The organism is Paraburkholderia sp. BR13444 (assembly GCF_040948755.1).
Classification (GTDB): domain Bacteria; phylum Pseudomonadota; class Gammaproteobacteria; order Burkholderiales; family Burkholderiaceae; genus Paraburkholderia; species Paraburkholderia youngii.
Genome location: NZ_JBFPKM010000001.1, coordinates 173,002 through 194,655, shown reverse-complemented (window position 1 = coordinate 194,655; position 21,654 = coordinate 173,002). Strand labels below are relative to the sequence as shown.

Below are 21,654 nucleotides of genomic sequence, written 5' to 3'. Positions count from 1 at the left end.
CCCGCCGCATGCATGCACCGGCGGCCACGGCGCCGCCGGCCATGCCTTTCCTCGCTTCATCCGGCTTCACCCGCAACACCGCTGACCTTTTACCAACCCGAGCAACCCTGCCAACCCGACAGAGACCCGGCCAATGACGATTCGCGCCCTGCACGTCGCAAGCGAGCTGTATCCCCTTCTCAAAACGGGCGGTCTCGCCGACGTCGCGGGCGCGCTGCCGTCCGCGCTGATCGAGCGCGGCGCCGACGTGCGCGTGCTGCTGCCCGGCTTTCCGGCGGTACTCGCCGGCTTGCACGATCTTCAACCGGTCGCGCAACTGGGCAACCGCTTCGGCGCGCCGAACGTGACGCTCGAACGCGGCACGCTGCCCACCAACGGGCTCGCGGTCTACGTGATCCGGGCCCCGTCGCTGTACGACCGCCCCGGCAACCCGTATCTGAACGACGAACACGTGCCGTACGGCGACAACGCGCAGCGTTTCGCGCTGCTCGGCTGGGTCGCCGCGCAACTCGCGCAGCAAATGGACCCGACGTGGTCGCCGCAGATCGTCCACGCGCACGATTGGCACGCTGGACTCGCGCCCGCCTACCTGAAAGCCGCCGAACGCGAGCACGGCCGCGCGCCGGCGCACAGCGTGTTCACGATCCACAACCTCGCGTACCAGGGGATCTTTCCCGCGCATCAGTTCGGCCTGCTCGGCCTGCCGCACGATTTCTTCAATATGCACGGCGTCGAATTCTACGGACAGCTGTCGTTCCTGAAGGCGGGGCTCTATTACGCCGACCGCATCACGACCGTCAGCCCGAACTATGCGCGCGAAATCCAGACGCTCGCGCACGGCGGTGGGCTCGATGCGCTGCTGCGCCATCGCGCGCACGATCTGAGCGGGATTCTGAACGGCGTCGACTACACGGTGTGGAATCCCGCCAGCGATACGCTGCTCGCAACGCGCTTCAGCTCGTCGCGGCTGGCCGGCAAGCTCGCCTGCAAGGAAGCGCTGCAAAAGCGCTTCGGCCTCGCGCAACGAAGCGACGCGCTGCTGTTCGGCGTGGTGAGCCGGCTGACCGAACAGAAAGGCCTCGATCTGCTGCTCGGCGCGGTGCCCGAGATCGTCAAGCGCGGAGGCCAACTGGTCGTATTCGGCACCGGCGATCCGGCGCTCGAGAATGGCCTGAAGATGGTCGCGCAGGCGCATCCCGAATCGGTCGCGGTCGAACTCGGTTTCGATGAAGCGCTCGCGCATACAATCATCGCCGGCAGCGACGTGGTCGCGGTGCCGTCACGCTTCGAGCCGTGCGGGCTCACGCAACTCTATGCGCTCGCCTACGGGTCGCTGCCGCTCGTGCACAGCGTCGGCGGTCTCGCCGATACGGTCGCCGACGCATCACTCGAAAACCTCGCCGACGATCTCGCCACCGGCTTCGTGTTCGACCGCTTCGATCCGGCCGGACTCGCCGCAGCGATCCGCCGTGCATTTGCGCTGTACGGACGCCGCACCGAATGGAAAGCCGCGCAGCGGCGCGCAATGCGCCAGGACTTCGGCTGGGGCGCCTCGGCCGACCGCTATCTGGCTTTGTATCGCGAACTCGTCTGAAGCATCGGCCACGCGGGAAACTGTCAGATTTCGTTAATGTTCAGGCGCGTTTGATGGTTCGGCGCAACAGCACGGGGACGGATCAACTCGCGGCTGTCAAACTCCTGTATCGTTTGCTGACTTGCCGGCTATGCATTTTGTGCGTTTTTCCTGCACCATCTGTATCAAGCATGACTGCCGCGCGGCGCCGGGGCCATCGGCCCACCCGCGCGAGACTCCCTTCCCGCTTTGTTGATCGCGCATGACCGGTTGCGCGAGCCTTACCATGACGAAAAACGTTCTGAGCATCCAGTCCCATGTCGTGTTCGGTCACGCCGGCAACAGCGCGGCCGTGTTTCCGATGTGCCGGCTCGGCGTCAACGTGTGGCCGCTCAATACGGTGCAGCTATCGAATCACACGCAATACGGGCACTGGAGCGGCAGCGCGATCGACGCATCGAAGATGGAAGATCTCGTCGACAGCATCGGCGCGATCGGCATGCTGCCGCGCTGCGACGCGGTGCTCTCCGGCTATCTCGGCACGACGGAACAGGCGCAGGCGGTGATCGACATCGTCAAGGCCGTGAAGGCGGCCAATCCCCGCGCCTGGTACTTTTGCGATCCGGTGATGGGCGCCATGGGCGGCTACAAGGTCGATCCCGGCATCCAGGAATTCCTCGTCAACGAAATGCCGCAGGTCGCCGACGGGATCGCGCCGAATCACATCGAATTGCAGCGCCTCGTCGGCCGCGAGATCGAGACGCTCGAGGAAGCCGTCACCGCGTGCCGCGAGGTGCTCGCGCGCGGGCCGAAGCTCGTGCTCGTCAAGCATCTGCTCGATCGCAACAGTCCCGCCGACCGCTTCAACATGCTCGTCGTCACCGAACGCGAAGCGTGGATGGGACAGCGCCCGCTCTATCCGTTCGCGCGCCAGCCGGTCGGCGTCGGCGATCTGACGAGCGCGGTCTTCGTCGCGCGCACGCTGCTCGGCGATTCGATCCGCTCGGCCTTCGAGCACACGCTCGCCGCGGTCAACGCGGTGGTCAAGGCGACCTGGCAGGCCGGGCGCTATGAACTCGAACTCGTGGCGATGCAAAATGAAATCGCCCAGCCGCGCGAGTGGTTCGATGCATGGGTTGCGGAGACGGCTTAGGTCGAGCTCAAGTCACTGACGCGAGTCACCCGTTGCTGGACGCCGCCACCAACGTTGCGCCAGCAGCCGTCCTATAATGCGTGCCGCGTGGAACGGGGCTTGCGCCCGCATTCCACGGGATTTTTCAGCATTCGGCATTCAGCAGACGAGGCATTCGATGGACGGTCATATCCGCAGCGAGCGGGAAGAATTTTTTGAGCAGTTGTGCATCAGCGTCGACGCGGACGAAGCGCACGAACAGGAAGCGATCGAGTACTTCGAGAACCAGTTCGACCAGCCCGACTTCGATCCCGCGCAATGGCTCGATATCGCGCTCTACTACTCGCCTGCCGTCGCGCGCGGCATTGTCGAGATGGTGACGGCCGACGACAAGGCACGCAGCAACATCGCCGAAATCATCGCCGACAATCTCGACATCTCGTACGGCGAGGACGAGTGCCAGCAATTCGCCGAAACGATCGAATTCGCACTGAACAACGGCGTGCCGGTCGATCTGGACGTGGTGCTCGACGGCTGCCAGCGCGCAATCGACGATCTCGACACGTGGGCCGACGAAGACACGAAGGCGCCGCTTCTGCGTCTGCGTGAGGAATTGCTGCGTCAGCAAGGCGAGCGCTAGGCGAAAGGCTCGAATCTCTCCGCCCCAACGCTAACTCCGCAACACCGCAACACCGGCCGGCGCGCTCGCGCCGGTTTCTTAAGCGTATGCCGCAATCCGCAGCCGCAGCGGAACTTCTCGCGGCAAGCCAGCCTGGATGCCTCACGCACGCTCCTTGTGGACGTGATGCGCACACGGCCCGCTATGCCGAAATGCTCATCCAAAACGCCACGAATTGCCAAGACGACGGCAATTTGGCTTTCTATATTCGCCCCAGATTGACCCGCGAACACGCTGCGAAGCGCAACGCCACTGCGTGTATTCCAGCATTGTGAGCGGCGACCGATCCTTCGTAGCCTTGCGATGCGCGAGGGCTTGCCTCGGCCTCACGTGTCGTACCGCTTTTGTCGCACCGCTTTCATAACAACCGTCGATGCAAGGAGAGACCATGAGTCTTCGCAACACGCTGAAACCGCTGGCCATGCTCGTGGGTGCGATGTTTGCCGTCGCGCCTGCTGCCAGTTTCGCCGACGACCTGCCGGTCAAGATCGGTTTTGCCGCACCGCTGACGGGCGCCAACGCCGGCTACGGCAAGGATCTGGAAAACGGTGTGCGGCTCGCGATCGACGAGGCCAACGCACAGAAGATCAAGATCGGCGACAAGGTCGCGCACTTCGAGATCGTCTCGCAGGACGACCAGGCCGACCCGCGCGTCGGCGTGCAGGCCGCGCAGAAGCTGGTCGACTCGGGCGTCGCGGTGGTGGTCGGTCACTTCAACTCGGGCACGACGATCCCGGCCTCGCAGGTCTACGAGCAGGCCGGCATTCCGGTGCTCGATCCCGCCGCGACGAATCCGATCATCACGGGCCGCGGCTTCGCGAACACCTTCATGGTGATTTCGACCGATGCGCAGAACGCCGGCAACGCAGGCATTTATGCGGTCGAGGTAACGAAGGCCAAGCGCATCGCGATCATCGACGATCGCACCGCGTTCGGCCAGGGCGAAGCCGACGAGTTCGAGAAGGCCGTGAAGGCGCACGGCGGCACGATCGTCGCGCGCGACTACACCGACAACCACGCGGTCGATTTCAGCACGCAGATCACCAAGTTCAAGGGCGCCAATGCGGACCTCGTGTTCTTCGCCGGCCTCGACAGCCAGGCGGCGGGCTTCGCGCGGCGCATGAAGCAGCTCGGCCTGAACGCGCAACTGGTCGGCGGCGGCGGCGTGATGGACGAAGACTTCATCAAGCTCGCGGGCGATGCGTCCGACGGAGCGATGGCCTGGGAATACGGCCGCCCGCTCGCGCAACTGCCGGGTGGCAAGGACTTCAACGCGAAGTTCAAGAAGCGCTTCGGCGCGGATGTGCTGTCGTATGCGCCGTTCGGTTATGACGGCGCATGGGTCGCGATCAAGGCGATGCAGCAGGCCAAATCCGACTCGCCGAACATGTACCGCCCGGTGCTCAAGTCGATCGACTACGACGGCGTGACCGGCAAGATCTCGTTCGACAACACCGGCGCGTTGAAGAGCGGCGCCTCGACGCTGTATCAGGTGAAGAACGGCGCCTGGGTGCCGGTCGTCACGAAGAGCGGCACCTGAGTTCGCCGTCCAGCGAATCGTAGCGGCCCTGCCCGGCTTACGGTCGGCGCGGGGCGCGCTACTGCCTCGCGGCCGCCGCCCTGACGACCACCTCGGCATCCAGATCGCGCTCGATGCGCACGAGGTCGTCGCGAATCGCCGCGAACTCGTCAGCCGTACACATCTGGTGGCCGAACGCGGCGCGCAGATGCCGGTTGACCTGCAACGTGCGCGTCGCCGGATCGAACACGTAGCGCGACGCAAATGAGAGCAACGGGTCCTCGACCGTGCTGTCGGTCGGCAGGTCCGTCACGCGCACGAAGCGCGGCAAACTCAGTTCCAGCGTTTCATCGAACTCCCCGCCGATGCATGCCCACGGCTGCGTTCTGACGGGTTCCGCGAGCCACGCCTCGACCTGTGAGTTCATGCCGCCGGCGAGACTCGTCAGCGCCGGCACGGCGGTTGTGCCGTCTGGCCAGATCAGATGCGGCACGCTGCCCTGCATCGACGTCGCGAACGGTCCGCCGGTCACGGCGACGTCGTCGGTCTGCAACTGCGCGGTGCCATGCAAGCCCGTTTTCAGCAGACGGCTCGCGGCAATCTGCTGCGCGCCCTCGCGCGTCGCGCGTCGGAACGTGTTGCGTTCGATCTCCGCGGGATAGCCCCGGTCTTCGACGCGGTACGCGTAATGCGCGGTGCCGTTTTCATCGATGTCGATCTGCACGCGCGCGTTGCGTTCGTGCCGTTGAGTGGCGGGCGTGCGCGCGAGCACGCCGGCGTCGACGAGCAGCACCGGCCGGTCCATCACGCCGCCAGGCAGATAGCCGAACGCGGTGCCGCCCGCCGTCGTGTCCGCGAATTGCGCCAACTCGGGAATCCAGATGATCGCGTGATTGATCGCGCTCGCGCCGTAGCCCGGCACCTCGGGCAACGTGTAGTACGGGCCGAGATTCAGCAGCACCGGCTCGCTGCGAATGCCGACCGCCGCGAGCAACGCACCGTATAGCGCGACGTGGTCCTTGCAGTCGCCATAGCGGTTGCGCAGGATATCGGCCGCCTTGTGCGGAATCGCCGCCGTCTCGCCGAGGAAAAGCGCGACGTAGCGGATGTTCAGACGCATCCAGTCGTATAAGACGCGGGCTTTGTCGCGCGGATCGCCGAGGCCGGCCGTCAGTTGCTGCGCAAGACTGACGATCGCGGGATCGTCGCGGGTCGCGTCGTTATCGGCGGGACCGCGATAGCGCGCGGCGAAGCTCGCGAAGTCCGGCACCGTCGACACCATCAGCCGGTCGCCCCAGTTCGCATAGCCGACCGCGCCCGCTTCGACGCGCGGATACGGGCCGTGCCGATAGTCGAACTCATAGCGGGTGCGGCCGTTCGCGGTGACGGGCGGCACCGCGACGTAGCCGCGCGCGTCCGCGTAGAGCGGCACGTCGGCGGGCAGATCGAAGATCAGACGCTGCTCGTCGACGGGTTCGAGCGACGGCTCGACCAGATAACCGAAAGTGCCCGCCTGCAGCGGCTTCGCGCGGGTCTTGCGAAACGCCAGATGCACGCGCGAGCCGCTCGTGACGCCGGGGAAGATCACGGTGCGCAACACTCCGTCCTCGAAGCTCGGCGCACCGGACGAACGCGGCTCCTGCACGTCGCGGATCGCCTCGGGACCGACGGCATGCGCGGTGCCGTCGGGATCGATCGTTTCGGCGGCCAGCAGTTGCACCTGCTCGATGTCCTTGTTGAACCACACGTAGCGTTGCGCGATTGCGTCGACACCGCTGGCCGTGTCCGCGCGCATCACCGTGTCGTCGTGTTCCTCGATGGAGCCGTCTTTCTGGATCACGAACAAATGGACGTCGCGCTCGATCGTCGCAGGGGCGCGTTCGTTGGGGGAGGTAGCGATTTCGGCGGCGCTCGCGCGAAGGGGGAAGGCGATGCCGCTCGCCGCAGTCAGCGCCGCAGTCAGCGCCGCAAGCAGCGCCGCGGCGCGCACGCTTCGCGCGAGCGACGCGTGCGCCAACCTGACGACGATGTTCCCCAAGATCCACCTCGGCAAGATTCGTGTCGTCGTTGTAGCACATCGCCGGCCCGCGCGTTTCGGACCGGGGCCGCCGTCAGTCGCGATCACTCGCCGTCGTCGAGCTGGCTCAGCAGCGCCTGCAGTTTTTCCACGTGCCGCAGCAGCATGTGCCGGTGCTTGTCGATCTGTTCGAGCCGGCCCTCGAGATCGGCCTGAATGCGGTCGTCGAGTTCGGCCGCGGCCATCACGTCCTCGACCTTCGCACGCATCGACGCGAGTTCGACCGGCGCATGCAGCAGATGCCGCTCGAAGCGCCGCACTTCCTGCGTCGCGACATCGCGTACCTTGCGAAAATGCACATGCCGGCGGTGCGCTTCGACATCGAGCGTTTCTTCCTCGACGCGACGCGCGGGCCCCGGTTGCCCGAAAATCGGCTCGGGCCGCAGCACCGTCTTCTTGCGCACCGGATGCGCGGTGCCGCGAAAGCGCGCGAGCGGCTGCTCGTTGTCGATCGCCTCGCGCGCATTCGGCGGAATCTCGTGACCGCTGTGCGGCACGTTCATCCAGCCGCCCGGCAAACCGGTAACCGCCTCGACGCCGCGCACGAATTCCTCGCTGAATTCGCGCTGGCCGGACAGCATCAGCTTCAGATAGCTCGCGGAAAACGTCATCATGCGCGCGAGCCGGGTCGCGGCGCCAACCTCGCTGGTCAGCAACACCAGGTTCGCGCGCCAGACTGGCAGCAGCAATTCGTCGGAATCTTCCATCGCTGGGTCTTCCATCTTTTCGCCTGATGAATCGATGACCGCGTCGCGCACGTCATCGTTTTGAAAGGGTAGTCGTCTCGCGGTGTCGCGTGCAATGCAGCTATGCCGCCCTGCGTGCGGTGGGGCCCAGATGCCGAAGGTACACGCATGACATGGTACGCACCGGCCAATTCAGCGCAAAGCGCGCTAAAACAGGGCTTACAACACATCGCCTGTTGCATTGACACACGTCTTTGCGCACCGTTCCTATTCGCGGGCGCTCGATGTGGCATGCTTACACGCCGATGCGGCACGGGTCGTGCTGCATGGGTCGCTCCACAACATTGACTTAAGGGTTTTGTAATGAAGAAAATCGTTCTCGCCATCGCCGCAGCCGTCGCCACCCTGAGCGCGATCGCTCCCGCTCAAGCTTATGAACATCACCACGAGTGCCATAAGGTGAAGGTTCATCATCATTGGGAAAAGCGCTGCCACTAATGGCGGTGAAACCGTGTCCAACGGACGCGGTGGCACATAAAAAGCCCCGCTTTCGCGGGGCTTTTTTTCATGGCGCGCCGCGTCGTGAAACAGCCGGCGCACGATACGCAGTGCGCGCTCGACGCCCAAACCATTCCATATGATCGCGCCGATATGCAATCACGGACACATGCTGTTACACCTTCGCGATCCGCTAACCGATGCACGCCGCCGCCGTCTTCACGGCACCCGTCAGGTCACCTCGGCGTCAGGCTGCTTTCACGCGAGCGAGAGCCGTCGTCACCAGCGCTTCGAGCAACGGCGCGACCTTCGCGGCGAGGTCTTCATCGTATGCATAAGGCAAGCGCTCTTCCATGTACGTGATCTGCGACAGTTCGAGTTGCACCGCATGCACGCCCTGCTCGGGCTGACCATATTGGCGCGTGATATAGCCGCCCTTGAAGCGGCCATTCGCGACCGCCGTATAGCCGCCGTGGCGCTCGACCAGCGCGGCCAGTTCGTCGCCTAGTCCCGGCGCCGCGCTCGCACCGTTCGACGTGCCGAAGTTGAAGTCCGGCAGACGTCCGTCGAAAAATCGCGGCACGCGCGAGCGGATCGAATGCGCTTCCCACAGCAGCACCTTGCCGTGCTTCGCCTTCAGCGCCGCGATTTCGCCGGTGAGCGCGTCGTGATACGGCTTCCAGTACGCATCGCGCCGGCGCGCGACTTCGGCGTCGTCGGGCAGATGGCCGTCGCGATAGAGCGGTTCCTTGTCGAACGTATCGACCGGCAAGAGACCCGTGGTGTCCTGCCCCGGGTACAGGTTCGCGCCGTCGGGCGGACGGTTCAGGTCGATCACGTAGCGCGCGTAGGTCGGCGTCAGGAACGACGCGCCGAGAACCTTCGCGAACGCGTACAGGCGATCGAGATGCCAGTCGCAATCGTCGGTGCGTTGCGCGACCGGCGTCATCGTCGCGGCGATGTCGGCGGGGATTTGCGTGCCCAGATGCGGGATCGAGATCAGCAGCGGCAGGCTTCCCTGATGCAGCGAGAAAACCGGCGTGAGGTTCGAAGCAGTCATGTCAGTCCGGAATCAGTGGGATCGGAGAATCGGTTCGGCGCTCATCACCGTTATTTGAGCAGTTCCGCGAGCGCCGCGCGATAGCGCGCATATGCGCGCTCTTCGTCGCGATGCCGGCGATCGTCGACGACCTTGATGCCGCCCGCATAGACGTCGCGGATCGGCGTATCGCCGTGCTCGCAGAATACAACGCCCGACAGCCACGCTTCTCGCTCGTGCTCGGCGATGCTCGAATGAGAGGAGTCGAGCACGAGCCAGTCCGCGCGATGGCCGGGCTGCAACGCGCCGACCGCGCGGCCGGTCGCGCGCGCGCCGCCGTCGAGCGCGGCCCCATACAGGCGGTCCGCGACATGCGGAGCCTGCGCCGACGCCAGCACGTTGCGCTGCCGGCGCGTCAGACGCTGGCCGTATTCGAGCAGACGCAATTCGGCGCGCCAGTCGACGCCGATATGGCTATCCGAGCCGACGCCGATGCGGCCGTGCGCGTCCAGATAGTCGTGCGCGGGGAAAATGCCGTCGCCGAGATTGGCCTCGGTGGTCAGACACAGACCCGCGACCGCGCCGCTTTTCGCGAGCGCGAGCGTTTCATGCGGATCGACATGGGTCGCGTGCACGAGACACCAGCGGCTATCCACCTCGAAACGATCGAGCAGCCATTGCACCGGCCGCGCGCCTTCGGTTTCGATGCACGCGTCCACCTCGGCGGTTTGCTCGGCGATATGGATATGCACGGGCGCGCTCGCATCGATGCCGCCAAGCAGCGCGCGCAACGATGCTTCCGATACCGCGCGCAGCGAATGCGGCGCCACACCGTAACGCAGTGCCGCATGTTCGGGGCGCGCGGCGCGCAGCGTGCCGAGCAGATCGAGCAGGCTCTCCGGCGTATTGATGAAGCGCCGTTGATCCTCGCGCGGCGCGCGCGCGCCGAAGCCGCTGTACTGATACAGCACCGGCAGCATCGTCATGCCGATGCCGCTCGCCGCCGCCGCATCGACCACGCGCTCAGCAAGCTCGGCCTGATTCGCGTAGCGCTGGCCGTCCTGCGCATGATGCACGTAGTGGAACTCGCACACCGACGTATAGCCCGCCTTCAGCATTTCGATGTAGAGCCACTGCGCGACGCTCGCGAGGCCTTCCGGCGTGATGCGCGCGGCGAAGCGATACATCAGGTCGCGCCACGACCAGAAGTTATCGGTCGCGTTTGCGCGATATTCGGTGAGCCCCGCCATCGCGCGCTGAAACGCGTGCGAGTGAAGGTTGGGCATGCCAGGCATCAGCGGACCGGCCGCTTTCGGCACACCGGCCGGCGCTTCGGGTCGATCCGGCGTGACGGCGCTCAGCGTGCCGCGCGCGTCCCATTCGAGCAGCACGTTGCGGCGCCAGCCCTCGGGCAGATACGCGTCGGCGGCGAACAGCGATTGATTGGATTGGGTCATCTCTCAGGTTCTGATTCGGTTCAGGTCACACTCGACCCGCGCCGCGTATAAACGGTTTCGCCCGCGCGCACGACGCGCGCGCACAACGGCCGGCCAATCCAGTAAGCGAGCTCGGCCAGCGAATCGACCGACCACACCGCGAAGTCGGCCGCGCGACCGACCTGCAGCGCACCGTGCTCCCCGGCTTTGCCGAGCGCGCGCGCCGCGTGCGTGGTAACGCCCTGCAGCACCTCGGGCACGGTCATGCGAAACAGCGTGCTCGCCATGTTCATCATCAGCAGCAACGAAGTTGCCGGCGACGTGCCCGGGTTGCTGTCGGTCGAAATCGCGATCGGCACCTCGTAGCGCCGCAGCAGTTCGAGCGGCGGCAACTGCGTCTCGCGGATGAAGTAGTACGCGCCCGGCAGCAGCACCGCGACGGTGCCCGCTTCCTTCATCGCGGCGACGCCGGCTTCGTCGAGAAACTCCAGGTGGTCCGCCGACAGCGCGCGATGCCGCGCCGCGAGCGCGGTGCCGCCGCCGTTCGACAACTGCTCGGCGTGCATCTTGACCGGCAGCTTGTAGCGCGCGGCTGCGTTGAACACACGCTCGCTTTGCTCCAGCGAAAAACCGATGCGCTCGCAAAACACGTCAACCGCATCGACGAGGCCTTCGTCCGCGAGCGCGGGCAGCATCGTGTTGCAGACTTCGCCGATATACGCGTCGGCGCGGCCCGCGAATTCGGGCGGCAGCGCGTGCGCGCCGAGAAACGTCGTATAGACCGTGACCGGATAGCGCTCGCCGAGTTGTCTCGCGACGCGCAGCATCTTGCGCTCGCTCGCGAGATCGAGACCGTAGCCCGATTTGATTTCGATCGCCGTCACGCCTTCGGCGAGCAGCGGTTCGAGCCGCGCCGCCGCTTGCGTGCACAGCGACGCTTCGTCCGCCGCGCGCGTCGCGCGCACCGTCGACACGATCCCGCCGCCCTGTCGCGCGATTTCTTCGTAGCTGACGCCCGCGAGGCGCTGTGCGAATTCGTCGGCGCGCTGGCCGCCATACACGAGGTGCGTATGACAATCGATCAGGCCCGGCGTCACCCACGCGCCGCGCAGATCTTCGCGCGGCCATCCGGCGTATTGCGCGGGTAACTCGGCGAACCCGCCGAGCCACGCGATGCGGCCGTCTTCGACGGCGATCGCGGCATCGGCGAGCGTGTGGCGAGGATCGCCCTGCGGGCACAAATTCAGGTGATGCCAGACGGTTTGCTTCATCGCGTGCTCTTTGCCGCTCGTTGCGTGTCTGTGGATGGGTTGGCCGTGATGGAGCGCATGCAATGCCCGATCATGATTGAATCGTCATCGCGTGTAGCGAATCGTGATCGCGAGCACCGCGCCGTCGCCCGTTAGCGTGCAAGCGAGCGCGTTCGGCCCGTCGACGCGCAACGCATCGGCGGTGTCGAGCCGCACCGCTTGCGCGTGGTCCGCCGCCAGCGCGACCGTGACCGCGCCGCCCGCGCAAAACAGCAGCGCCACGTCGCCGTCGAGCACGCGCGGCGCGTCCTGCTTCGCGCCGACACGCCACACGTCCAGCTCGCCCTGCGCCACGTCGCGCCGCACCATCAGGTTGAAGTCGCGCGTCGCGCCAGCGACGAGACGCGCGTCGATGCGCGTCTCGCCGCTAAAGCGCGCGACGTCGAGCGGCTGCCGCAGCACATGCGTCGACATGACGCCCGTGTCGCCCAGCTCATCGAGCAGCATGCCCGCGCCAGACAGCAGCACGAGCGTCCGGTCGACGCCGTCGAAGCGCGAGAACGGCCCGGCCTGCGCGACATCGGCGACGCTCACACGCCACACGAAGTCGGCGCCCGCACCCTGCCCGCCGACCGGCGACGGCAACGCCGCGACCTCGCGCGTAACGCCGCCGCCGTTTTTCCACGGCGCCGCCACGAGCTCGGCGCCGCGAATCAGCGTGACGCTTGCCATGTTGCCGGCGTGGTGGGTCCGGGTCACGATCAGCGTCCCAGCATCGGCAGATTGAGACCCGCCTCGCGTGCGGTCTGCTGCGCGAGTTCATAGCCGGCATCCGCGTGACGCATCACGCCGGTGGCCGGATCGTTCAGCAGCACACGGCCGAGGCGCTGGTGCGCGGCTTCGGTGCCGTCCGCGACGATCACGACGCCCGAGTGCTGCGAGAAGCCCATGCCGACGCCGCCGCCGTGATGCAGCGACACCCACGACGCACCGCCCGCGGTATTGAGCAGCGCGTTCAGCAACGGCCAGTCGCTGACCGCATCCGAGCCGTCCTTCATCGATTCGGTTTCGCGGTTCGGGCTCGCGACCGAGCCCGTGTCGAGATGATCGCGGCCGATCACGATCGGCGCCTTCAGCTCGCCGTTCTTGACCATTTCATTGAACGCCTGGCCGAGACGATAACGATCCTTCACGCCGACCCAGCAGATCCGCGCCGGCAGGCCCTGGAACGCGATGCGTTCGCGCGCCATGTCGAGCCAGTTGTGCAGATGCGGATCGTCGGGGATCAGCTCCTTGACCTTCGCATCGGTCTTGTAGATGTCCTCGGGGTCTCCCGACAGCGCAACCCAGCGGAACGGGCCCTTGCCTTCGCAGAACAGCGGGCGGATATACGCCGGCACGAAGCCGGGGAAATCGAACGCGTTTTCCACGCCCATTTCGAGCGCCATCTGACGGATGTTGTTGCCGTAGTCGAGCGTGGCCGCGCCGCGTTCCTGCAACGTCAACATCGCTTGCACTTGCCTCGCCATCGACTGTTTGGCCGGCGTGACGATGCTGTCCGGCGCGGTCTTCTGACGCTCGCGCCAGTCTTCCACCGTCCAGCCTTGCGGCAGGTAGCCGTGGATCGGATCGTGCGCGCTGGTCTGGTCGGTCACGCAATCCGGCGTGATGCCGCGCGCGACGCACTCGGCGAACACGTCGGCGGCATTGCCGAGCAGGCCGACCGAGATCGGCTTGCCGGCCTTTTCCGCTTCGTCGAGCATCGCGAGCGCTTCATCGAGCGTCTTCGCTTTCGTGTCGACATAGCGCGTCTTCAGACGGAAGTCGATGCGCGTCTCGTCGCATTCGACCGCGATCATCGAGAAGCCCGCCATCGTCGCCGCGAGCGGCTGCGCGCCGCCCATGCCGCCGAGACCGCCGGTCAGAATCCAGCGGCCCGCAGGCTCCCCGTCGAAGTGCTGGTTCGCGACCGCGAAGAAGGTCTCGTAGGTGCCCTGCACGATGCCCTGGCTGCCGATGTAGATCCAGCTGCCCGCGGTCATTTGGCCGTACATCATCAGGCCCTTGCGGTCGAGTTCGTGGAAGTGTTCCCAGGTCGCCCAATGCGGCACCAGATTCGAATTCGCGAGCAGCACGCGCGGCGCGTCCGCATGCGTGCGAAACACGCCGACCGGCTTGCCCGATTGAATCAGCAGCGTTTCGTCTTCGTTCAGGTCCTTCAGCGACGCGAGGATCTGGTCGAAGCAATCCCAGTTGCGCGCGGCGCGGCCGATGCCGCCGTACACGACGAGCGCGTGCGGGTGCTCGGCGACCTCGGGGTCCAGATTGTTCTGGATCATCCGGTACGCGGCTTCCGCGATCCAGGTCTTGCAGGTCTTTTCCGCGCCGCGCGGTGCGCGGATCGTGCGAGTCGGATCAAGACGCGGATCGATGTGTTTCGGATTGTTCATGGTGTCCCTCGGAATGCGGAAGATGTTCGATAAAGATTCGGCGGAAACGAGAAGGCGCGAAAAAGCGCGAAAAGGCGCGAAAAAGCGAATTCAGAAATGCCCAGTGAAGCGGTAACGGGTGCCCGGATGCCACAGATTCGCGATCGAGGCGACCTCGCCTTGCGACCACGTGCGCCGGTGCAGCACCAGACACGGCTCGCGTTCACTCATGTTCAACAGCTCGCGCGTGATGTCGTCGGCGGCGAGCGCCTCGATGCGGTACTCGACGCGCTGCAGCGGCGCGACGCGCACGAGGTACTGGTTCGGCGTGGTGTTCGTGAAGTCCTGCAGCCCGTATTCGGGCGCGACGGCCGGATTGACCCAGCGTTCCTCCAACTGCACCGGCTCGTCGTTTTCGAAATGCAGCAGACGCGAATGAAACACGGGGCTGCCCGCGCTCACCTGCATCTCTTCGGCGAGCGCCGCATCGGCGATGCTGGCGCCGATGTTCAGCACCTTCGCCTGATAGCGGTGACCGCGCGCGACGATTTCATCGGAGATGCTGCGGATCGCCACCAGGGTCGACTCGTACTTGGGCCGGGCGACGAATGTGCCCGAGCCTTGTACGCGTGTGAGCACCTGCTCCGAGGTCAGCTCGCGCAACGCGCGGTTGACCGTCATGCGCGCGACGCTGAACTCGCGCGCAAGCTCGTTTTCGGAGGGCACCTGGTCGCCTTCGGCCCACTCGCCCGCATGAATGCGCGCGAGGATGAAGTCCTTGATGCCCTGATAAGCGGGTGCGTTCATTGTCGTGATCCGCGCTCTCGGCGACTCATTGTTCCGACACGAACGAGAACGGGCTCAGCTTCGCGACCGCGCCGGCCTGCACGAGCTTCGTGACCGCCGCGATATCCGGTGCGAAGTAGTGATCGAGCTCGTAGTGCGCGACGTCCTTGCGCACGAGATCCATCACCTTCTGCAAGCTCGGGCTGGTCTTGTGCGGCGCGCGCAGATCGACGCCCTGGGCGGCGGCGAGCAATTCGATCGACAGGATGTTCGCGGTGTTCTCGGCGATATCGCCGAGCTTGCGTGCGGCGAACGTCGCCATCGACACATGGTCTTCCTGGTTCGCCGATGTCGGCAGCGAATCGACGGAGGCCGGATGCGCGAGCGTCTTGTTCTCCGACGCGAGCGCGGCAGCCGTCACGTGCGCGATCATGAAGCCGGAGTTCACGCCGCCATCCTTGACGAGGAACGGCGGCAGGCCCGACAGCGTCGCGTCGATAAGGAGCGCGATGCGGCGCTCGGCGAGCGCGCCGATTTCCGCCGCGGCGAGCGCGAGGTTGTCCGCCGCGAACGCGACCGGCTCGGCGTGGAAGTTGCCGCCCGACAGCACTTCGCCGGTGTCCGGGAAAATCAGCGGATTGTCGGAAACCGCGTTCGCTTCCCTCAGCAGCGTTTCGGCGGCCTGACGCATCTGATCGAGACACGCGCCCATCACCTGCGGCTGGCAGCGCAGGCTGTACGGGTCCTGCACCTTGTCGCAATCGGCGTGCGACACGTTGATCGCCGAGCCTTGCAGCAGCGAGCGATATGCGGCCGCCGCGTCGATCTGGCCTTGATGGCCGCGCAGTTCGTGGATGCGCGCATCGAACGGCTTGACCGAGCCCATCGCCGCATCGACCGACAGCGCACCGGCGACGAGCGCCGTGCGGAACAGGTCTTCGATCGCGAACATGTTGTAGAGCGCGAGCGCGGCCGACGCCTGGGTGCCGTTCAGCAGCGCGAGACCTTCCTTCGCCTGCAGCGTGAGCGGCTTCAGGCCGACGAGCGCGAGGCCTTCGGTGGCCGGCATGCGCTCGCCCTTCGCGAACACTTCGCCGACGCCGAGCAGGATCGCCGACATATGCGCGAGCGGCGCGAGGTCGCCCGATGCGCCGACCGAACCCTTGACCGGGATCACCGGCAGCACGTCGGCGTTGAACAGCGCGATCAGCGCTTCCATCACTTCACGGCGGATGCCCGAGTGGCCGCGGCCGAGGCTCGAGAGCTTCAGCGCCATCAGCAGACGCACGACCGGGCGCGACATCGGCTCGCCGACGCCGACGGCGTGCGACAGCACCAGATTGCGTTGCAGCAATTCGAGCTGATCGCGCGGGATGTGGGTGCTGGCGAGGCGGCCAAAGCCCGTGTTGATGCCATAAGCCGGCTCGCCCTTGGCGGTGATGTCGGCGACGGCCTGCGCACACGCGTCGATGGCGGCGTGGCTCGCGGGATCGAGTTGCAGGGTGACCTGCTCGCGTGCGATCTGGCGAAGTTGCGGGAGGGTCAGGTAGCCGGGCTTCAGAATCATGGTTGTCGTCCTGTCTATACAAGTTCAAATAAGTCTAGCCGGCGGGCCTTGTATATACAACTTGTTTTTCAATATTCCGTGCCTAGGGATTTCCATTATTTGCCGCAGGATTCCGTGCAAGATCGGCAGGTTTGGCCGCGCGTCGGCATGCGGCGGATGCAGGACGCTCGGGCCGGCGTGGGCTCTGTGGCCTAACCTACAGTTGTATATACACCTTTGCGGCGCGACTCGGCCGATCTCTGAGTTATAGGAGAGAAGGCGCCGCGACGCGGATCAGAGCTTGACCCGCGCCGCGATGAAATCGAGGAAGCACTGCACGCGCCCCGCGAGCGATGCGCTCTGGTAGTACACCGCATGCACGGGTTGCCGTTGGTCGACGAGCAGGTTGCCGAGAATCGGCACGAGGCGGTTGTCACGCACGTCGGCGGCGGTCATGAAGTCGGCCAGACAGGCGATGCCCCAGCCGGACAGCGCCAGTTGCCGCAAGGTTTCGCCGCTCGATGCGGTGATCGACGGTTCGATCTTCAGCAGCGCGGCTTGGTCCCGTTGTCCTTTGACGCGCTTCGTTCCCCGGCCTCCTTCCCTCAACGGCCAGCGATTCAGATGCTCAGGCGCCGTAAAGCCGATCAGCCGATGCGTGCGCAATGCATCGAGCGTGCTCGGCTCGCCGTGCTCGGCCAGATACGCGGGGCTCGCAAGCACGCGCAGCCTGCTCTCGCCGAGCGCGCGCGCATGCAGCGTCGAATCCTGCAGCGCGCCGATCCGAATCGCGATGTCGACCTTCTGATCGAGCAGATCGACGATCCGCTCGTTGCTGGTCAGTTCGAGCCGGATCTCCGGATACAGCGCCGAAAACGCGGTCATATGCGGCGCCACGCAATGCAGCATGAACGGCGACGCCGCATCGACGCGCAAGCGCCCCGACGGCCGTTGGCGGCCGCGCGCGACCGACTCCTCGGCCTCTTCGAGCGCGTCGAGAATCGCGCGGGCGCGCTGCAGGAACGCGTCGCCCTCCTCGGTCAGATGCAGACGCCGCGTCGTACGCCGCACCAGCGCGGTGTCGAGCTTCTGTTCGAGGCGCGTGAGCGCGCGGCTCACGCCGGAGACGGTCTGCCCCAGCTTCTCGGCCGCCGCCGTGATCGAACCGCTGTCGATCACGGTGACAAACACCAGCAATTCGTCGGTGGAGGTTTTCATTGTTGATTTCAAATCAAGATTGATTTGAGACTAACACGCTTTTTGCGAGAATCCGCGCGAGCGATACTGCGTGCCTGTACCAGCAATTCCCTCAGGAGAACGTCTTGAAGATTTTCGTTACTGGCGCAAGCGGTTTTATCGGCGGCTCCATCGCGGCGCATCTGGCGCGCGCCGGTCATCAGGTGCGCGGGCTGATCCGCAAGCCCGAACACAGCGCCGAGCTGCAACGGCTCGGGATCGAGCCGGTCATCGGCACGCTCGACGACCGCGCGTTGCTGATCGCCGAAGCGCAAGCGGCCGACGCGGTGATCAACGCCGCGAGCAGCGATCACGAAGGCGCGGTGCGCGCGCTGATCGACGGACTCGCGGGTTCGGGCAAGGTGTTCCTGCACACGAGCGGGTCGAGCATCGTCGGCGATGCGTCGGGCGGCGAAGCCGGTGAAGCACGCATCTATCACGAAGACGCGCTGCCCACCCCGAGCGCCGACAAGGCCGCGCGCGTCGCGATCGATCAGCTGGTACTCGACGCCGCGCAACGCAACGTGCGCTCGGCCGTGCTGTGCAACACGCTGATCTACGGTCACGGCGCGGTGGCCGGCAGCGCGAGCGTGCAGTTGCCGCGGCTCGTGCGCCAGGCGCAAAAGAGCGGCGTCGTGCGTCATGTGGGCAGCGGCGGCAACATCTGGTCGAACGTGCATATCGACGACGTCGCCGAGCTGTATCGTCTCGCGCTCGATAAAACCCCTGCCGGCACGTTCTATTTCGTCGAAAGCGACGAAGCGTCGTTTAGCGACATGAGCGCCGCGATCGCGCGCGCGATGAAGCTCGGCGCGCCGCAAAACTGGCCGCTCGAAGACGCGAAACAGGAATGGGGCTACGAAATGGCCTCGTACGGTCTCGGCTCGAATAGCCGCGTGCGCGGCGAGCGCGCGCGCAGGCTGCTTGGCTGGCAGCCGCGGCGCACGTCGGTGATCGAATGGATCGAACGCGACATGATGGTGCCGCAAAGCGCCGTCTGACGGGGCTTTGCGCTCGTCACTGGCCGTAAACTGTGTAAGCGCGGCCGTTGCGAATCCGTAAGCTCATTTCGCTAGAATCGCGAGCACCTGACGGTGCGATTCCACCGTCGCATCCCGCTCCGATTCGACCGATGAGCTTCGCGCTGAACTTCGACTGGCTGACCAACCTGATGGCGATTCTGTTCGTCGTCGCGTGTCTGTACGACACGCGCTACGACGAATACGGCGTTCTGACGCTGGCCGCCGCCGCGATGAGCCTCATCGTGATGGCGATGGAATTGTTCCTCAAACCCGCCTTCGAGATGGCGCTGTAACGCGCTTTGCAGTGCTCATACGGCGCGAAGGCGACGCGCCTGCCAGCGCGGCGCGCCCCCCTCGCCATCTGCGTCCACCCGCTTCACCACTTCACACCGTGTACGATCCGCAGGCCGGGCACGCCGCGCGCGCGTGATCGTCGTAGCGGTCGTGATGCCTGACCCAGTCGGTCAGATTGCTCTGCTCGTTGCGCCCTTTCGGCGCGATGTCCAAGAGCGCGTAGGTGTTCACGAAGCGCTCGTCGCCGCGCGCGTAGCATGAGTACGTGTGGTACACGTCGCCGCTTTCGTCCTTGTAGAACACGCTGTGGCCATGCTGCTCGTCGATGCCGACGTCCTGCTCGGTGAAGTTGTAGAACGCCTTTTTGCTCGCCAGCTGCTCGGGCGTGAACGACACGTGATAGTCGAAATTGAAATCGCTGCCGCTCGACGACACCCATGGAAAGGTCCATCCCATGCGCCGCTTGAACGCGTCGATCTTCTCGAGCGGCGCGTGCGATACCGTCACATAGCTGACGTCGTGATGGACCAGATGCGTGAGAATGCCGGTCATATGGTCCGACAGGAACGAGCAGCCGACGCACCCCTCCTCCCAGTCCGGGCCCAGCATGAAGTGATAAACGATCAGCTGGCTGCGGCCGTCGAACAGTTCCGCGAGCGTCTTGCGGCCATCAGGCGTATCGAACGTATAAAGCTTGTCGACCTTGACCCATGGCAATTCGCGACGCTTGCGCGCGAGTTCGTCGCCGGCGCGCATATGCGCTTTTTCCTCGGCGAGCAGCGCGCGGCTCGCGGTAAGCCACTCTTCCCGGCTGCCGATGCGATGTTGCGGTTCCATCTGCGCCTCCTTTCCTGCGCATGCAGGTCTTGACCATAAGGTTATGGTTTAGAAGCGCCGGCGCGGAAGTCAAGGACAGGTGGGCACCAGGGACCGGCCAAACAGATACGCGGCACGCCGCGGATCGAACCGCGACGCACCGCGTCAAGGTGGAGAACCACGACTGCCTGCAACGAAACTCAGATCGCCCAGCCGCCGAGATAAAACCCGACCAGCACCACCGCGATCGCCACGGTGCCGACATTGAGCTTTCGATACTCGCCGCTGACGACGCGTCCGATCACGAGCGTCGCGAAGCCGAGCATGATGCCGGTCACGATGTTCGCGGTCAGCACGATGAACACCGCGCACACGAGCCCCGCCATCGCATCGACCATGTCGTCCATATGCAGCTTGCTGACGTTCGACAGCATCAGCAGCCCCACGTACATCAGCGCGGGCGCGGTCGCGTACGAAGGCACCAGCGCGGCGAGCGGCGAGAAGAACATCACGACCAGAAACAGCAGACCGACGACCGCCGCCGCCATCCCGGTCTTCGCGCCCGCCGCGACTCCGACCGTCGATTCGATATACGCGGCCGCCGGCGCGCCGCCGAGCAGGCCCGAGAAGATCGAACTCAGCGAATCGGCGGTCAGCGCGCGGCCGCCGTTGATGATGCGGCCGTTCTCGTCGAGTTGCCCCGCCTGGCCGGCGACCGCGCGGATCGTGCCGGTCGCGTCGAACACCGCGGTCATCACGAGCGCGAGCACGCTCGGCAGCACCGCCATCGACAGCGCGCCCTTCACGTCCATCGCGCCGATCAGCGACGCATGCCCCGGCGCGCTCAACGACGGCACCGCGAACACGCCGTGAAACGCCACGGCCGGATCGATCGCGAGCCCGATCGCCGAGATCGCGACGATCACGATCAGGATCGAGCCCGGCACGCGCCGCCGCACCAGCCCGAAGATCGCGGCGAGTCCGGCCACCGACATCAGCGCCGGCAACGCCGTGATATTGCCGAGCGACACCGGCAGCCCCGCGCCCGGATTCTTGACGACGAGGCCAACGTCGTTCGCGGCGATCAAGAGCAGGAACAGGCCGATGCCGATGCCGGTGCCGTGCGCGATGCCGGTCGGCAGATTGCGCAGTATCCACGAGCGCACGCCGGTCACCGAAATCGTCGTGAACACGACGCCCATCAGGAACACCGCGCCGAGCGCGACGTTCGGATGCAGGCCCTTGCCGAGCACGAGGCCGAACGCGGTGAACGCGGTCAGCGAGATCGCGCAGCCGATCGCGATCGGCAGACGCGCCCACACGCCCATCAGCAGCGAGCCGAACGCCGTGGTCAGACACACGGCGACGAACACCGCGCTGGTATCGAAGCCCGCCTTGCCGAACATGCCCGGCACGACGAATACCGAATAAACCATCGCGAGGAAGGTCGTGATGCCCGCGACGATCTCCTGGCGCTGCGTGCTGCCGCGCGCGGAAATGTCGAAGTAGCGGTCGATCAAGCCCTTACCGCGGAATGATTCGGTTTCGAAGGATTCGCTCGCGACGTCGGAATTCGCGAGGGCCTGGGGTTCCATCATGATGAGTGCCTCCTTTATCAGCGCGCTGAAACGGCCGC

The 21,654-nt window shown here is 65.6% G+C and carries 19 protein-coding genes; 7 read left to right on the top strand and 12 right to left on the bottom strand.

From position 1 onward, the window contains the following. Nucleotides 1–133: 133 nt before the first annotated feature. The 4 genes from glgA to AB3X95_RS00845 all read left to right on the top strand — a co-directional run bounded on the left by glgA (nt 134) and on the right by AB3X95_RS00845 (nt 4,924). On the top strand, nt 134–1,594 hold the full coding sequence (gene glgA / locus AB3X95_RS00860; protein ID WP_176120095.1) for a glycogen synthase GlgA: 1,461 nt from the start codon (nt 134–136) through the stop codon (nt 1,592–1,594). 265 nt (nt 1,595–1,859) lie between these two features. Beyond that, nucleotides 1,860–2,726, top strand: a complete 867-nt coding sequence (gene pdxY, locus AB3X95_RS00855) for a pyridoxal kinase PdxY (protein ID WP_176108975.1) — start codon at nt 1,860–1,862, stop codon at nt 2,724–2,726. 157 nt (nt 2,727–2,883) lie between these two features. After that, on the top strand, nt 2,884–3,345 hold the full coding sequence (locus AB3X95_RS00850; protein ID WP_176108976.1) for a hypothetical protein: 462 nt from the start codon (nt 2,884–2,886) through the stop codon (nt 3,343–3,345). 427 nt (nt 3,346–3,772) lie between these two features. Next, complete coding sequence (locus tag AB3X95_RS00845) at nt 3,773–4,924, top strand: branched-chain amino acid ABC transporter substrate-binding protein (RefSeq protein WP_368620443.1); 1,152 nt, start codon at nt 3,773–3,775, stop codon at nt 4,922–4,924. Between the two features lie 58 nt (nt 4,925–4,982). Here the strand turns inward: AB3X95_RS00845 and AB3X95_RS00840 are convergent, their stop codons facing one another. Further along, the gene (locus AB3X95_RS00840) at nt 4,983–6,941 is read right to left on the bottom strand and encodes a DUF3857 domain-containing transglutaminase family protein (protein ID WP_368620442.1); all 1,959 of its coding nucleotides are present in this window, start codon (nt 6,939–6,941) and stop codon (nt 4,983–4,985) included. A gap of 83 nt (nt 6,942–7,024) precedes the next feature. Next, on the bottom strand, nt 7,025–7,687 hold the full coding sequence (locus AB3X95_RS00835; protein WP_176108979.1) for a hypothetical protein: 663 nt from the start codon (nt 7,685–7,687) through the stop codon (nt 7,025–7,027). A 342-nt stretch (nt 7,688–8,029) separates the two neighbouring features. On the opposite strand from AB3X95_RS00835, the gene AB3X95_RS00830 reads away from it, so the two are divergent. After that, nucleotides 8,030–8,164 (top strand): hypothetical protein, encoded by a 135-nt coding sequence (locus AB3X95_RS00830; RefSeq protein ID WP_013089067.1) that lies wholly within the window; start codon nt 8,030–8,032, stop codon nt 8,162–8,164. A 247-nt stretch (nt 8,165–8,411) separates the two neighbouring features. On the opposite strand, the gene hutG is transcribed toward AB3X95_RS00830, so the two are convergent. The 8 genes from hutG to AB3X95_RS00790 form a co-directional block, all read right to left on the bottom strand. Then, on the bottom strand, nt 8,412–9,224 hold the full coding sequence (gene hutG / locus AB3X95_RS00825) for an N-formylglutamate deformylase (protein ID WP_176120098.1): 813 nt from the start codon (nt 9,222–9,224) through the stop codon (nt 8,412–8,414). Between the two features lie 50 nt (nt 9,225–9,274). Then, a complete protein-coding gene (locus AB3X95_RS00820) occupies nt 9,275–10,660 on the bottom strand; it encodes a formimidoylglutamate deiminase (protein WP_368620441.1) in 1,386 nt (461 codons plus the stop codon). 20 nt (nt 10,661–10,680) lie between these two features. Continuing rightward, nucleotides 10,681–11,910 carry an imidazolonepropionase gene (hutI, locus tag AB3X95_RS00815; RefSeq protein ID WP_368620440.1) on the bottom strand — a complete coding sequence of 410 codons (1,230 nt, stop codon included), beginning with the start codon at nt 11,908–11,910 and terminating at the stop codon, nt 10,681–10,683. An 84-nt stretch (nt 11,911–11,994) separates the two neighbouring features. Next, entirely contained in the window at nt 11,995–12,621 is a 627-nt protein-coding gene (locus AB3X95_RS00810; RefSeq protein ID WP_368620760.1) for a HutD family protein, read from the bottom strand. 29 nt (nt 12,622–12,650) lie between these two features. After that, nucleotides 12,651–14,339 carry a urocanate hydratase gene (gene hutU / locus AB3X95_RS00805; protein WP_368620439.1) on the bottom strand — a complete coding sequence of 563 codons (1,689 nt, stop codon included), beginning with the start codon at nt 14,337–14,339 and terminating at the stop codon, nt 12,651–12,653. Nucleotides 14,340–14,429: 90 nt separating this feature from the next. After that, complete coding sequence (gene hutC, locus AB3X95_RS00800; RefSeq protein WP_176108985.1) at nt 14,430–15,125, bottom strand: histidine utilization repressor; 696 nt, start codon at nt 15,123–15,125, stop codon at nt 14,430–14,432. 25 nt (nt 15,126–15,150) lie between these two features. Further along, nucleotides 15,151–16,671: a histidine ammonia-lyase gene (hutH, locus tag AB3X95_RS00795; RefSeq protein ID WP_176365713.1), complete on the bottom strand. Its 1,521-nt coding sequence runs from the start codon at nt 16,669–16,671 to the stop codon at nt 15,151–15,153. Between the two features lie 273 nt (nt 16,672–16,944). Next, nucleotides 16,945–17,868 carry a LysR family transcriptional regulator gene (locus tag AB3X95_RS00790; RefSeq protein WP_176365712.1) on the bottom strand — a complete coding sequence of 308 codons (924 nt, stop codon included), beginning with the start codon at nt 17,866–17,868 and terminating at the stop codon, nt 16,945–16,947. 104 nt (nt 17,869–17,972) lie between these two features. Here AB3X95_RS00790 and AB3X95_RS00785 point away from each other — a divergent pair, with 104 nt between their 5' ends. Both AB3X95_RS00785 and AB3X95_RS00780 read left to right on the top strand, forming a co-directional pair. Continuing rightward, the gene (locus AB3X95_RS00785) at nt 17,973–18,887 is read left to right on the top strand and encodes an NAD-dependent epimerase/dehydratase family protein (protein WP_368620438.1); all 915 of its coding nucleotides are present in this window, start codon (nt 17,973–17,975) and stop codon (nt 18,885–18,887) included. A 131-nt stretch (nt 18,888–19,018) separates the two neighbouring features. Next, complete coding sequence (locus AB3X95_RS00780) at nt 19,019–19,201, top strand: hypothetical protein (protein WP_176108988.1); 183 nt, start codon at nt 19,019–19,021, stop codon at nt 19,199–19,201. A 91-nt stretch (nt 19,202–19,292) separates the two neighbouring features. Here the strand turns inward: AB3X95_RS00780 and AB3X95_RS00775 are convergent, their stop codons facing one another. After that, a complete protein-coding gene (locus AB3X95_RS00775; RefSeq protein ID WP_176365710.1) occupies nt 19,293–20,039 on the bottom strand; it encodes a thioredoxin family protein in 747 nt (248 codons plus the stop codon). Between the two features lie 179 nt (nt 20,040–20,218). Then, the gene (locus AB3X95_RS00770) at nt 20,219–21,616 is read right to left on the bottom strand and encodes an NCS2 family permease (RefSeq protein WP_184225559.1); all 1,398 of its coding nucleotides are present in this window, start codon (nt 21,614–21,616) and stop codon (nt 20,219–20,221) included. Between the last annotated feature and the right edge of the window lie 38 nt (nt 21,617–21,654).